Below are 14,451 nucleotides of genomic sequence, written 5' to 3' on the forward strand. Positions count from 1 at the left end.
TCAAAGATCAAAATCCAAAGTTGCCGCGAATCTTAAATCTGGAATTTTGAATTAACATTACTCCATTACTTCAGACTTCGACAAGCTCAGCCACCGCGCCACAGCATCACTGTATCACTGCATCACAACAGAAAAGCATCACTGCACCCACTGCACCACTGCATCACAAAAAAACTGTGAATCATGCAACAATTTTGCAAAGTAGTGTAACATTTTGACGCTGATGAGCGAGTAACTTTGGCATTATCAATATTCTGTTTTTTTTAACACTACCATTATGGCTAAAGACTTTCCAATAGTTTGCTTGGGCGGTTCGGCCGGAGGCCTTGACGCTTACATTCGTTTATTGAAAAACCTGCCCGCCGATATGGGAGTGGCAATCGTAATTGTCAATCATTTAAGACAAGTTGCCACACTGCTGCATGAGATTTTGCCTAAACATACACAGATGCCGGTAAAACTGATTACGGAGAAACTTGACATTGAACCGAACCAGGTTTTCATCATCCCCGAAAAGCGCGATCTGCATGTCAAAGACGGAGAGTTCCGGTTAAAACCTATTTCAAAGCCCTGGGGTTGGCCTGATGTGATAACTGTGTTTATGCGTTCACTTTCAAAAAACTGGAGTGGCAAACTTATCGCGGTTATTGTTTCGGGCTATGATGGCGATGGAGCAGACGCTCTTCGCGGCATTAAGAAAGTTGGCGGAATTACCATCGCACAGAAACCGGAAACAGCCCAACAACCAGATATGCCCGAGACAGCTATAGAAAGCGGGTATGTTGATTTTATCCTTTCTCCCGAGGATATTGCCCGGGAAATCATACGGATTGCCCGGCAAGCGAATAAGAAACCAATTAATTAATTTAAAAATAAAGCATTATGAACCTGAAAAGGATATTTGGGACAATACTTACTATGCTCGGAGTAGCCGGACTTATTTACGTCTCAGTATTGTTTTCCGGTAATACTGAGACATTCAAATTAATGGTCATTTACGGGATAATTGGTTTGATATTTTTTATTTCCGGATCGAGCCTGATTCGCATAGCAAAGGATGAATCGTAGGAAAGGACTACAGGCTGCTGGCACTACTATTTTTTAAATTAAATAACTTTAAAACAAAGCTTTATGAACCTGAAAAGAATATTTGGAGCAATACTTACCATTCTCGGAATAGCCGGACTTATATACGCCGCAGTATTGTTTGCCGGTAATACGGAATCATTCAAAATACCAATCATTTATGGGGTAATCGGATTGATATTTTTTATTTCCGGAATTAGCCTGATACGTGCAACAAAGGATGAATCGTAGTATGGGTATATTCTCACGTTTCTAAATCAATAATCAAGGAATTTATTTATAATCGTGAAATTGTTTTAACTGTAAATAACACATCTGCAAGGCAATATTGTCATTGCATTAGAAAGGAAGATCATGAGCCGAAGTGCAAAAGAGAAAAAATACGATAACAAAACTGCAAAATATGTTGTTGGTAAAGTTCCTGCCGAAAAACCTGATTCAATAGCAACCGATCCTTACCAGGTTTACAAAGAGGAAGATTTAAAAAAAATAACTGGCAGGCGAGAAAACGCCAGGCCCGATTCTTAATTAGTAACTAAATTTCTCCGTTTCAGCGAAAGGTGAAAATGGGTGATTCGGGAACTGCATATTGAGCGTAGCAGAAATTGAGATTACTAAATGCCGGTACTTCGGCATCCCGGGAGCAAAGCAATTCGGGAACTGAAGTATAACAAAGATGCTCCAATACCTAAGAGAGTAACTTTAAATTTCTAAGCGCCTGTATCTAAATGGATAAAATGTGGGAATTATGTAAGTAATAGAAAAAATTATGTAACAGGTTCCAGGTTATGTTTGTATAATTTTATTTCCTGTTTTATTCGCACTTCCATGTGCCAGACACCTGACTAAACCATAATTTTGAGATACAATAACCCCCAAGCATAAAAATATGATTTACGAACAGTATGTACTAGAAGCTCTCACGCGGTCCAATGTATTTGAGAATAACGGAGGGACGCATAACGGCAACCCCGCCCTTGATCAAAGCAGCCTGATTTCACGGCTGATACACGATATTTTTGGCGGTGAGATACGCAAGACATTAAATGGAAAAAACTGGCATTTCTACAACCGGCTCAATGGAGAGAATATTGATTTCGCAGCATCAGAGGCACGCAATTTATCCAGGGAAAATCATTTGAACGATGTTCCGTCAACTACTGACGAAACTCAAAAATATTTTGAACAGGAAGATTATTTTACCTTTTACCAAAGGTTCGTACGGGCATTTGAAGAATCAGTAAATCTTGATAAGATCCGTTCCCACAATTTAGCTTGATTGAATTCTTCTGATCCTCCGGTGAATTTAATCTATGATGCCAATCAATTCTGTTTCAAATAAAAATGGCCGCCTCTTTTTAAGAGACGGCCTTTTTTGTTGTCAGACTTTCTGACCAGGTAATTACTTAGTGTTAGAACCTGTATCCGAGTGAAAATCCGAAACCTGTGTTCTTAATTGATGATTCATCATCAGATAAGGCTTTGTATTCAGGATTTATATTCAACATTCCGAGCTGGGCATTTAGCGTGGCGAATATTCCACCGGCCATTTCATAGCCGAAGAAAATATTGCCACCGGCATCGAATGCTTTGTAGTAAGGAACTGTTAAAGGATCAGTAAGCTCTACAACATTCTTAAATTCAATATCCGAATCAAGCGTTACAGAACCACCTTCAGTTTTTACTTTACCCATTACGCCGTAGCCGATATAAGGTCCGAGACCGAGTAAAACATACCCGTTTCCAAGCATGCCTTTGTAAACCAGGTTTAAGGGCACTTCAATATATGAAATACTGGTTGTAGATGTAATATCAGTGCCTAATACACTGCTGGTGTGTTTTGCTCCCTTGGTACTAAACAATACCCCAGGTTGAAAATAGAACTCTAGTGCAACAGGGATCTGAACATTTACTCCGGCATGATAGCCAATAATAAGATCGTTCTCGAGTTTGTCACCGGCAGAGTTTGTGCCATTCAGGTTCTGGAAATTAACACCCCCAAGAATGCCAAAGGACATTTTCCCTGGACTTTGAGCCACTGCTAATGTGGCTGATAAAAATACGAGTAATACAATTGAAAATAGTTTCGTTTTCATTTTTTATTGTTTTTGGTTTTTACTTAATTTATTTGGCTGCTTCTTTTTCAGCTTCAGCTCTCATTTTTTCATTGGCTGAGATCAGAAACTCAACCCTGCGGTTTTGAGCACGGCCTTCCTCAGTATCATTTTCGTATTTAGGCGCTGTTTCACCATAACCCACTACAGTTAAGCGGTCAGCTGCCACATTATTGAAAATAAGATAGTCAGAAACAGCGCTTGCCCTTTCAATTGATAGCTTTTCGTTATACGCCAGGCTTCCTTTGCTATCGGTATGACCCTGTATTTCTATATCTGTATCCGGGTAACCGTCAATTACTTTAACTAATTTATCCAGATTGGTTTTGGCATCGGCTGATAAACCTGATTTGTCAAATCCAAAAAGAACATTGCTGCTGAATTCCACAACGATTCCTTCACCTACACGAATAACTTTCGCATCAGGAACTGTTTTAGCTATTTCTTCAGCTTGTTTGTCCATCTTGTTTCCAATGATGGCTCCGGTAGTTCCGCCAACTGCTGCTCCAATGATTGCACCCAACGCGGTATTACCTGCTGCTTTTCCGATTACTGCGCCGGCTGCACCACCTCCAACAGTTCCAATTGCTGCACCTTTCTGGGTTTTACTCCATGATGCACAACTTGTAACGATAAGGGTTGCAGCAATAATTAACATTAAACTAAAATATTTCATAAAGATTTTTTTTTTGATTGTTAGTAAATATATAATTGAAAATGAATTTCTTTAACAGCTATCATTATAATGATTAGTAATCATCTAACCAGGTTTGATGTTAATTTTAACCTCCTTTCATCCAAGAAAACCTTTTTAATGGTATAATGATAACATCAGTTGACAAACTGTATGCCATTTGAGGTCAAAGGTAATCCCACTAAAGCTTGAAACCTTTACACAATTATGCAATTTTATTACATGATTCACATATAAGAAGCAGTAGTTTCAATTATTCATAATACTGCTCAACGCCCTGGAGTGAGGCATTAGAAGTTCCGGCAAATAATAAATCTACCTCACTTTGGTGGGTGTTTCGTTTTTCAAAGGTGTGAATGATGTAATCTTTTTGACTAATTGTGTAATACTTTCTTATGTATTGAGAGCGACCTTTGCATTGTGGAAAAAAGTTCACAGCTGTTCTGCAAACTGTGTTAAATCAATTTATATAATCATAACAGAAACTTGAATGAGTAAAGAGCTTAAGACAATAAAATGCAGCGCTCACTGACAAATGATCTTATGTATGGTAAGGCAAGATTGATCGGATATATGGCAAACTACAAATCAATCCTGGCAAACCGAATGACGAATTGCATAAGATTATTGTTTCACTATAATAACCCGACCATTTATGAAAAGTTACCGTTTTGTGTGATATAACGCTCAACGGTAACTTTTTTATCAAATTTATGAACAATTAACAACTAACAAAAATGAAAAAATCAATCTTTATCCTTGCCGTAACAACATCGTTATTGGCAGGAGGAATATTTACAAGCTGCCAGTCGAATGAGCAGAAAGTTGAAGATGCTAAAGATAAGGTACAGGATGCCCGTCAGGATTTGATTGAAGCACAAACAGATGCATACGATGCAGAAACTGCAAAAATCAACTCTGAAGACTGGATAGCTTTTAAAAATGAAACAGATAACAATGTTAAAAACAACGAATTACGTATAGCTGAACTAAAAGTGCAGCTCAATGAGCCAGGAATGGTGTATGACCCGATTTACAAGGATCGGATTGAAGTGTTGGAACAGAAAAACATCGACTTGAAAAACAGGCTTATTGCCTATGAAAACAGTCAAAGTGATTGGGGAGTATTCAGGTCGGAATATAATCGCGACATGGATGAGCTCATGAAGGATTTAAGAGAATTTTCGTTTAGCAATAAGAAATAAAAAAAAATGGATTTCCATCATTGCCGAACCTTATTTTTCATGATCTAAAACAGTGATCATAAAAAGTATTGTGTTTTGATGAACCCATGCAAAGGCATATCTGTGCTTCAGGAAGTACTGTGATTTAGGTGCACGCATGAAGCCATGTATTATGTGATTAACTAAACTAATAAACATTACAATGAGAAAATTAATAATAACAATTACGATTCTAATGGCTTTTGGCTTCTCTTATGGACAGGGTTCCTTGCCCAAAGGCGGCTCTCAGGTTAATCTTGGAGTGGGCTTATCCGGTTGGGGAATTCCGGTTTATCTGGGAATGGATTTTGGCGTTCATAACGATATTACGCTGGGAGCCGAATTATCTTTTCGTTCGTTCCGCGAACGCTGGCAATCCAATCGTTACCGCCACAGTATCATTGGTATTTCCGGAAATGCCAACTATCATTTTAATAGAATATTGAATATCCCTGACGATTGGGATTTTTACGCTGGTCTCAATTTAGGGTTCTATGTATGGTCGTCACCTGAAGATTACACCGGCAGTCATAACTCTGGTGTAGGACTTGGTGGCCAGATCGGCGGCAGGTATTTCTTCACTGACCGGACTGCAGTTAACCTGGAATTTGGCGGTGGAAATGCATTTTCGGGCGGGAAGTTCGGATTAACTTTCAGGTTGTAAGTCTCGTAACTTACAAGAATTTACAAATTTTAATTCTATTGAGACCCACAATAAGCTGCTGGTTTTTGTGGGTTTTATTTTTCAAAATTGCTGCACGGGCAGCGCTAGCCGAACTGAATAAATGATAAATTATTTATTATTATAGTGTTACAGTTTTGGGCATGTATAAATGAACATTAAATTACCTGTGAATTATATAAAATAGGTTCGGAATTATGTAACACCAGAAATTGTTGATGATCATATCTTTAACAAAATTTATTTTACTTTAATACATTCAATCACAATTAAAAAGTTTACCATGAAAAAACTAAGACACCTTGCTTTGACAACCATGCTTTGCATTACAATTCCCGCTGTAAATTTTGGGCAAATAGCGCCTGATCTGAAATCAGCGGCTGACTTTGCAGTGCTTGCAGGTACAGGAATCAGTTTTGCTGCGCCTATGAATGAGATTAACGACCTGGACATTGGATTATATCCGGGCTTCCTGTCTTCAATTACAGGACTTGAGAATTTGACTTTAAACAATGGGCAGGTTTTAGCTGCCGATCAGGATCCGGGGAATGTTCTTCCACAGGCCAAAATCGACTTACGTAACGCATATCTTTTCGCTGCTGCTTCAACTGTGCCGGCACCTGCTACAGTATCAGGCAACCAGGGTGGCAGTACACTTGCACCCGGGATTTATAAATCAACATCTACCCTATCAGTTGATGGTACACCTTTAACGCTTGATGCTGGCGGCAATGAGAATGCTGTCTGGATATTTCAGATTGCATCCGGCCTTACCACTACCGTGGGTGGCGACATTGTCCTCGCTGGCGGCGCCAAGGCTAATAATGTGTATTGGCAGGTTGGTTCTTCAGCCACAATCGGGAACGATACAGATTTTAAAGGCAATATATTGGCCCTTGTTTCAATTACAATGAATACCGGTTCAACATTAGATGGCAGAGCGCTTGCAAGAAACGGAGCCGTAACATTTGCCGGCGGCAGCACAATGAACAAACCAGAAGAATCTGCTACTGTATCCGGAGATCTTTTAATCACAAAAACCGCCGACCCACAAACCTTCTCCGCACTCAATGATCAGGTAGACTATGATATCGTGGTTGAAAACATCGGTTCTGTCGCAGTGGACAATATCACTGTTGATGATGACCTTACTTCATCATCATGGCTCATTGCATCACTTGACCCCGGGTCAAGCAATACTTTTACAACATCTTATAACATCACAGCAGCAGACCTTCAAAACGGTTTTGTTGCAAATATTGCTACTGCTGAAGCAGTTGATATTCTTGTAAGCGCCTATGAAGTCGTCACAAAAGAAGGGCTGTTAATTACCAAAGTTGCCACCCCCAAAAAGTACTCTGTAATCGGACAGCTTATTGCTTATGATATTGTGCTCGAAAATAATGGTGGTACTACATTGGAAAATATAACAGTAAGTGATGACCTTACCGGTGATGATTGGATTATTTCTTTGGCTCCGGGACAAAGCCAGATACTGCAAACATCTTATTCGATCCTTGAGGCTGATATGATTAATGGTTCAGTAGAAAATATCGCTATCGCTGTAGTGGGTGGTATGTCCATAAGCGATACTGAGCTTGTATTATTGGAAGAAGATCCACCTGCAGTTCCAGTTTCAAGATGGGCGCTGTTTCTTACAATTGGCTTGATTTCAATATTTATGATCATTTTTTATCGTCGCCTGTAAAATGCCCGTTGGTATATAAACAGTAGGTAGTTGGCAGTAGTCGTAGGCAGTTGGAAAAAATCAGAAATTGGAGCGTAGCGGAATTTCCCGAGAGTCCCGATGGCTATCTGGACTCCCGGGATGCCGAATTCAAAATCCCAAGTTCAAAATCCAAAATTCAAAGTCTATTGGAGAACTAATAGATTATTCAAACAATGTATCACTGCATTACTGTATTACTGCATTACTCCGACCAATTGACTAATAAACCATTCACACACTGCATCACTGTGTTACTGCAGCACATTAACATGTGAATTATGTAATTAATCTTCAGAATTGTGCAATGTTTTACGATAATCATGGAATTACCTTTGTTGCAGTGTAAATAATCCACTTAAAATCATTAAAATGAAAAAATTAACCCTTTGTATTATGACAGCCTTGCTGTTGTTGGCATTTGTTCCCATGCAATTAAATGCTGAGCCAGAAACCTATGCTTTACCAGTTGCTCTAACAGAAACAGAAATTGCAACGTCTGATGAAGCTGTTGTGCTGATGGACAGACTGGAAGAAATTGAGGCTATGGATAAAACTGATCTGAACTCGGCGGAAAAAAGAGAATTGCGGAAAGAAGTTCGTGACATCAAAAAAGAACTTAAAGAACTCAGTGGCGGAGTCTACATCTCTGTTGGTGCAGCAATACTTATAGTACTGCTTTTGATACTTCTTCTTTAAGCCAACTGCTCTTTGAACAATCCGGATAATAATCACAACTTATTTCCGGGTTGTTGCTTTCAATTGAATATTAGCAAGCGGTGGTCATGGAAATGAAAGAAATTGAAAAGTCGAAAAAACTCATTACAGTGGAGATCGTTGAATATCTTAAACACTCGGTTGTTATCAAAACCATTCTCAACAAATCAACCGGGAATGTTAGCGTTTTATCCTTTGATAATGGAGAAGGGCTGGTAGAAAAGACTACACCTTTTGATACCTATGTTCAAATTATTGAAGGAAAGGCAGAATTGGTAATCAGTGGAGTTTCCAGTTTTCTAATTACCGGCCAATCAATAGTAATACCTGCTCACGCGCCCAATTTTGTCAGGCCAAACGGTAGATTTAAGATGATAATGACGGTTATAAAAAGTGGTTACGAATAAAACTAAACAACGGTATACATAATCTCAAAAGTATAAATTCGGTTCGGAGTTAATTAATGGTAAATCTCACGCCTGTTAAATAATTTGAACAGCATAAATCACAAAAAAGATGAAATCACAAAAATTTCGCAACATTAAAAAACTGGGCCTGTTGGCTCTCCTGGCAATGATTATCGTATTGCCGTTTACATCCTGTTCCAGAAAAATAGTTTTCCAGAATTCATCGGTTGTTCCTGCAGCCCAGGGTACAGTTAAAGTTAAGAATGATAAAAATAAAAACTACGTCATTAAAGTTGAGGTATCTGATCTGGCGGATGTAAGCCGGCTTCAACCTCCTAAAAAAACTTATGTGGTATGGATGGAAACAGACCAGGGTAAAACTGAGAACCTCGGACAGCTATTAAGCTCTTCCGGATTTATGTCAAAGCAATTGAAAGGTTCGCTTGAAACAGTATCTTCCTTTAAACCGGCTAAAATTTATATTACTGCTGAGGATGATGCCAGTATTCAGTATCCTGGAAGGCAATTGATATTGTCAACAACAAGTTTCTAGAACTTACCTGATTTGCTCCCGGAATAACTGACGGGTTTTCGATTGCATTATTAAAAGAACTACTTCTGACTTGGAATACTAATTTGCTTTGTTTTGGTTTGGTGTTTTTTGGTTACACTGATGGATGAAAGAGCTGCTCCAATATTGGAGCGGCTTTTTCATGACTTGCCTTTTTCGCTCTCTTTTCCGGATTAATATAAGTTTGATTTGTGAGCTGAACATTACCAAAATCAAATCAGGCCCCAGTATTGCAAAGCCCTCATATTTTGCATATCTTTGCCCACATTAAAACTCTCTTATTGAAACTTTTTGTCAAATACATGGTAAGCATTCGCTGCAAGATGGTGGTGAAATCAGAGTTGGATAAACTTGGATTGCATTATACCAGAGTTGATTTGGGTGAAGTAGATGTAAAAGGCCATGTTACTCCCGAACAACTTAGTCTTTTAAGCGCTGCATTGCGAAGTGCGGGCCTTGAACTGATGGAAGATAAAAGAGCCATCCTCATTGAAAGGATCAAAGCAGTTGTGATTGAAATGGTGCATTATGAAGAAGAAGTTCCCAAAGTAAACTTTTCAACCTATATCAGCGAAAAATTAGACCTGAACTACACCTATCTGGCCAACCTCTTTTCCGAAGTAACCGGCATTACCATTGAACGCTATATTATTGCGCACAAAATTGAAAGGGTAAAAGAATTGCTACTTTACGATGAACTTACCCTCACTGAAATCTCCTATCGTTTAAACTATTCCAGTGTAGCGCATTTGTCGAACCAATTTAAGAAAACAACAGGTTTAACTCCCACCTTTTATAAGAACCTGAAGCACAAAAAGCGCACATCACTGAATAACCTGTGAATTGTGTAACACTTCTTGAAAATTGTGTAAAACTTTTACAAGTTATCTAAAATATCTTTGTAATCAGCACAAGGTTAGCCCATCTTCCCGACGTTAATCGTTTATTGTTTTAGCGTTAAAGCACGATTTTAATGATATTGGGTATCGGTTTCCGCAAACTTTATTGCAGCTAACAATGTGCTAACGAAAACATTAAAAGATCCATCAACTTATATGAAAAAAGACAGAAAAGCCCTTGCCACAAACCTGCGCAGTATGGCAGAAGAACGTCTGGTAAATAAATCTAACGGACCAGGCAAGGTTATTTCTGAGGCCGACATGCTGAGAATCATCCATGAACTGGAGGTTCACCAGATTGAATTGGAAATGCAAAATGAAGAACTTTTATTTGCAAAAGAAGTGGCTGAACAAGCCGAGCAGAAATATTTTGAATTATACGATCTTTCGCCAGCCGGCTACTTTACCTTACACAGAGATGGAAGCATTTTAGGGTTGAATCCAGCCGGGGCGAAAATACTTGCTAAAGAAAGGAAGACCCTGATCGGCAGTACCTTTGCATTCTTAGTTTCCCAGGACACACGTGTTAATTTTTCTGAATTTCTCGACAAGGTATTCCTTAGTAATTCTATTGAAACCTGCGAAATCAAACTTGAAAAAAAGTCTGCCCTGAAGTATGCCCGCCTTGTTGGTCATAGCAACGGTGTAAATGGGCAGTGCCTGGTTGCTGCAATTGATATTACCGACCTCAAACTGGCAGAAACAGAACTTAACAAAGCCAAAGAACAAGCCGAAGAAGGCGACCGCCTTAAAACTGCTTTTCTTGCCAATATGAGCCACGAAATACGCACACCCATGAACGGTATCATGGGTTTTGCAAGTTTGTTGAAAGAGCCTGGCCTTACAGGCGAACAACAGAAAGCATATATTGAGATCATTGAAAGTAGTGGAACCCGCATGCTAAACCTGATCAACGATATCATAGATATTTCAAAAATTGAAGCCGGGTTGATGAATCTTAGTTTGTCAGAGTCAAATATTAACGAACAGATCGAGTACATTTATACCTTCTTCAGGCCTGAGGTGACAAGCAAAGGAATACTGTTCAGCTATAAATTGGCTCTACCTTCAAAGCAAGCCATTGTCCGAACCGATCGTGAGAAGATCTATGCTATCCTCACCAACCTGGTTAAGAATGCTATAAAATTCACTACTGAAGGCTCGATAGAATTTGGATATAACATTAAGCCAGGCTTAGCCGGTTCTGACCCTGAACAAACCGCGGAAATAGAATTTTATGTAAAAGATACTGGCATAGGAATTCCTAAAGACAGGCAAGTTCCGATTTTCGATCGTTTTATCCAGGCCGATATTTCCGATAAGTTGGCCTTGCAAGGTACCGGGCTGGGTTTGTCAATCTCAAAGGCATATGTTGAAATGTTTGGTGGAAAAATGTGGGTTGAAAGTGAACCCGGCGAAGGTTCAGTATTTTATTTCACAATTCCATATGTTTCTGAAACCATTACGCAGCCTTTGGTAACGCATGTGGTTAATGCAGACAAAATGCTGAATAATTTAAAAGGTCTGAAAATATTGATTGCCGAAGATGATTTTTTTTCAGAAATGCTCCTTTCAGAAATGCTTAATGGAATTAGATGTGAAATTATCAAAGCCCATTCAGGCCTCGAAGCTATTGAGACTTGCCGCAACCATCCTGATATTGATCTGATCCTGATGGATATCAGGATGCCGTTAATGAATGGATACGAGGCCACCAAGCAGATCAGGCAATTTAACAGCAGCGTAATCATCATTGCAGAAACAGCCTACGGACTTGCCGGCGAGAGGGAAAAAGCAATTATCGCTGGCTGTAATGATTATATTTCTAAACCCATTCTCATTGAGAAATTGCTGAAAGTAATAAAGAAGTATTTTGCCAGGGAAATAGCCCGCAATAACTGATAAACGCGGCTGTGAAACATGAAACTGTGTGCAGGGAAAATTTCAATAATTTTGCGCCTTCTGCAGTGAGCCAATTATGATAAAATCAATCATACTGTTTTTCGCATTTCAACTGTTTCTTCCAGGTATAAACATTGGGCAGGATTATAATTTTCCTGAACCCAGGGAGCCGGTGCAGTCGTGGTGGGTTTATTTTACTGACAAGGACAGCGTAATCTTTGATCCTTACCTTTTTTTCGACCCCAAAGCCATCGGGCGCAGGCTACGCCACAACCAGGATCTGTATGATGTTGCAGATTATCCGGTAAGTGAACACTATTTGTCAGGTGTAAGTTCATGGGTTGATTCGGTCAACGTGGTATCCAGATGGCTCAATGCGGTAAATGTAAATGCACAACTGTGGCAGATTGACGCAATCCGGCAATTGCCTTTTGTAAAAAGTGTGGAACCCGAAATATTGCAATTGCTTATAACCGCTGAAAACCCCGGCAAACATCAGCGCCCAAACTCAACAGAAATAAAGCTTGAAAGGATTCAAGCCCATACCGCTCATTTTCAGGGAAATTATTTTACTGATCATGGAATAGATGGCAGCAACATACGCATTGCCATATTCGACACTGGTTTTCCCAGGGTGGATTCACACAACGCATTCCAGCATATTAATAATGATGGGCGAATAAAGGCCATATGGGATTTTGTTAGTAAAAGCCCGGATGTGTACCGGAAAAATGCACATGGCACCATGGTCATGAGTTTAATTGGGGGCATGTACGGCAGTATTCCTATGGGTTTAGCTCCTGGTGCTGAATTTATTTTGGCCCGAACCGAAACTTGGACTGAGCCCTATGTTGAGGAAAAATACTGGCTGGCCGCTGCAGAGTGGGCCGACCAACTGGGTGCTGATATCATAAGTTCATCGTTGGGCTACAGCTATCATCGCTATTTTCCTGAACAAATGGATGGAAAATCATCGTTGGTGGCATTTGCTGCTGATATGGCGGTTCAAAAAGGAATAGTGGTAGTAAATGCAGCCGGAAATGATGGTAGCCGGAAATCATGGGAAATTATAATAAGCCCTGCTGATACTGATGGCGTGTTATCGATAGGAGCATTGGATTACCCCTCATTGTTACGGTCGTCGTATTCTTCAAAAGGGCCAAGCGCTGACGGGCGGCTCAAGCCTGAGCTATCTGCCCTCGGTAGCGTTTTTGTTGCCACAACCAACGGTTTTGGATTCCGTTCAGGAACTTCGTTCGCCTGTCCGTTGGTGTCGGGCTTTGCAGCTTGTGTTATGCAATTACACCCCGATTGGACCAACCTGCAGGTGCTCGAAGCCATGCAGCAAAGCGCATCGCTCTATCCGTATTACGATTATTCGCATGGTTATGGAACGCCCCAGGCAAGCTGGTTTTTTTCCGATCCAGCTGATACAGTTCAGCCCACATTTGATTTTGTTGCTGATAGTGGCCAGGTTAAAATACTTGTCAGGCTATCGGAAACTGAAATATTTGAAAGTATCCTGAAAAAACCGTATGTGTTTTATCACATCCGCGATGCGCAGGGAAAGATTGAAGAATATCATGTTGCCGCAATTAAGAAGCGGGAAGTGCTAAGCTTTGATAAAACTAAATTTCGCACCGGGCAACAGATGTTTGTTCATATTGCGGGTTACACTTCTTCATGGAAATTTTAAATTGAACTGATCGCATGATGCAGAAGGTTTTACTTTTTATTTTAATTCTTATCTTGTCCGAACCACTAAAAGGGCAGCAGCTTGTTATTTCTGAAAACCTGAAAGCTGATACCATCATTCCGGCTTTTGGAGCAAACCGGAAACATTTTGGCCATATTTTTTTTGGATTGCATCACATTGCCGGAGAGCCAGAATTAAATACTGATAACTTGAGCGACTGGAGTTCATGGGCTTTTGAGTTCGGTTATCGCTATAAGAGGAGGTTCTCACAAACGCTTTCGGCAGGCGCTGAACTGAGCGTAAAAAGGATGAGTCATTCAATAAAGCACTGGGCAATGCTAAACACACCCGAAGCAACCGAAATTGAAAAACATAAATTCATCTTTACTCAAACCGGGCTTGGTTTGTACCAGCGGTTCAATTACAACAAGCGAAGAGGGAATTTCATTGGCAATTACATTGATGTGGGTGTTTACGGCGACTGGAATATCAATGCACGCCAGATCTATAAATTCCGGAATACTGCTGATGAGAAGGTAGTTTATAAGAAAAGCAATCTCGATTATATCAATCCTTTTGAATATGGTATTCTGACACGATTAGGATTTAACAAGTTCGCCGCCAAAGCTAGCTACCGGCTTTCCGACCATTTTGATGAAACCTCTGCCCTGGGTGAATTCCCACGCCTTACATTTGGAGTGGAATTTGGGATGATATTTTACTGAGTCCAAGCC

At 39.9% G+C, this 14,451-nt stretch carries 17 protein-coding genes; 15 read left to right on the forward strand and 2 right to left on the reverse strand.

The features are described from left to right. Positions 1–277: 277 nt before the first annotated feature. The 5 genes from IH597_16670 (at position 278) to IH597_16690 (ending at position 2,365) form a co-directional block, all read left to right on the forward strand. Entirely contained in the window at positions 278–865 is a 588-nt protein-coding gene (locus IH597_16670; protein ID MBE0664091.1) for a chemotaxis protein CheB, read from the forward strand. A 17-nt stretch (positions 866–882) separates the two neighbouring features. Further along, positions 883–1,068, forward strand: a complete 186-nt coding sequence (locus IH597_16675; protein MBE0664092.1) for a hypothetical protein — start codon at positions 883–885, stop codon at positions 1,066–1,068. Positions 1,069–1,131: 63 nt separating this feature from the next. Continuing rightward, the gene (locus IH597_16680; GenBank protein ID MBE0664093.1) at positions 1,132–1,317 is read left to right on the forward strand and encodes a hypothetical protein; all 186 of its coding nucleotides are present in this window, start codon (positions 1,132–1,134) and stop codon (positions 1,315–1,317) included. A 123-nt stretch (positions 1,318–1,440) separates the two neighbouring features. After that, positions 1,441–1,614, forward strand: a complete 174-nt coding sequence (locus IH597_16685; GenBank protein MBE0664094.1) for a hypothetical protein — start codon at positions 1,441–1,443, stop codon at positions 1,612–1,614. Positions 1,615–1,975: 361 nt separating this feature from the next. Next, positions 1,976–2,365, forward strand: coding sequence for a hypothetical protein (locus tag IH597_16690; protein MBE0664095.1), 390 nt, complete (start codon positions 1,976–1,978; stop codon positions 2,363–2,365). 133 nt (positions 2,366–2,498) lie between these two features. Here IH597_16690 and IH597_16695 read toward each other — a convergent pair whose 3' ends face one another. Together IH597_16695 and IH597_16700 are read right to left on the reverse strand one after the other, a co-directional pair. Then, the gene (locus IH597_16695; protein MBE0664096.1) at positions 2,499–3,182 is read right to left on the reverse strand and encodes a PorT family protein; all 684 of its coding nucleotides are present in this window, start codon (positions 3,180–3,182) and stop codon (positions 2,499–2,501) included. 28 nt (positions 3,183–3,210) lie between these two features. Then, positions 3,211–3,876 (reverse strand): OmpA family protein, encoded by a 666-nt coding sequence (locus IH597_16700; GenBank protein ID MBE0664097.1) that lies wholly within the window; start codon positions 3,874–3,876, stop codon positions 3,211–3,213. Between the two features lie 755 nt (positions 3,877–4,631). Here IH597_16700 and IH597_16705 point away from each other — a divergent pair. The 10 genes from IH597_16705 (at position 4,632) to IH597_16750 (ending at position 14,442) form a co-directional block, all read left to right on the forward strand. Beyond that, positions 4,632–5,099, forward strand: a complete 468-nt coding sequence (locus tag IH597_16705; protein ID MBE0664098.1) for a hypothetical protein — start codon at positions 4,632–4,634, stop codon at positions 5,097–5,099. A 181-nt stretch (positions 5,100–5,280) separates the two neighbouring features. Next, positions 5,281–5,781, forward strand: a complete 501-nt coding sequence (locus tag IH597_16710) for a hypothetical protein (GenBank protein MBE0664099.1) — start codon at positions 5,281–5,283, stop codon at positions 5,779–5,781. A 301-nt stretch (positions 5,782–6,082) separates the two neighbouring features. Beyond that, positions 6,083–7,507 carry a DUF3494 domain-containing protein gene (locus tag IH597_16715; protein MBE0664100.1) on the forward strand — a complete coding sequence of 475 codons (1,425 nt, stop codon included), beginning with the start codon at positions 6,083–6,085 and terminating at the stop codon, positions 7,505–7,507. 390 nt (positions 7,508–7,897) lie between these two features. Then, on the forward strand, positions 7,898–8,224 hold the full coding sequence (locus IH597_16720) for a hypothetical protein (GenBank protein MBE0664101.1): 327 nt from the start codon (positions 7,898–7,900) through the stop codon (positions 8,222–8,224). Positions 8,225–8,310: 86 nt separating this feature from the next. Then, positions 8,311–8,649, forward strand: coding sequence for a cupin domain-containing protein (locus IH597_16725; GenBank protein ID MBE0664102.1), 339 nt, complete (start codon positions 8,311–8,313; stop codon positions 8,647–8,649). Between the two features lie 166 nt (positions 8,650–8,815). Beyond that, positions 8,816–9,202, forward strand: a complete 387-nt coding sequence (locus IH597_16730; GenBank protein MBE0664103.1) for a hypothetical protein — start codon at positions 8,816–8,818, stop codon at positions 9,200–9,202. Positions 9,203–9,501: 299 nt separating this feature from the next. Beyond that, positions 9,502–10,062 (forward strand): helix-turn-helix transcriptional regulator, encoded by a 561-nt coding sequence (locus tag IH597_16735; protein MBE0664104.1) that lies wholly within the window; start codon positions 9,502–9,504, stop codon positions 10,060–10,062. A gap of 366 nt (positions 10,063–10,428) precedes the next feature. Further along, positions 10,429–12,021 carry a response regulator gene (locus IH597_16740; protein MBE0664105.1) on the forward strand — a complete coding sequence of 531 codons (1,593 nt, stop codon included), beginning with the start codon at positions 10,429–10,431 and terminating at the stop codon, positions 12,019–12,021. Between the two features lie 76 nt (positions 12,022–12,097). Beyond that, complete coding sequence (locus tag IH597_16745) at positions 12,098–13,717, forward strand: S8 family serine peptidase (protein MBE0664106.1); 1,620 nt, start codon at positions 12,098–12,100, stop codon at positions 13,715–13,717. A gap of 14 nt (positions 13,718–13,731) precedes the next feature. After that, entirely contained in the window at positions 13,732–14,442 is a 711-nt protein-coding gene (locus IH597_16750; protein MBE0664107.1) for an outer membrane beta-barrel protein, read from the forward strand. Positions 14,443–14,451 lie beyond the last annotated feature (9 nt).

The organism is Bacteroidales bacterium (assembly GCA_014860575.1).
In the GTDB taxonomy this organism is placed as follows: Bacteria; Bacteroidota; Bacteroidia; order Bacteroidales; family JAAYJT01; genus JAAYJT01.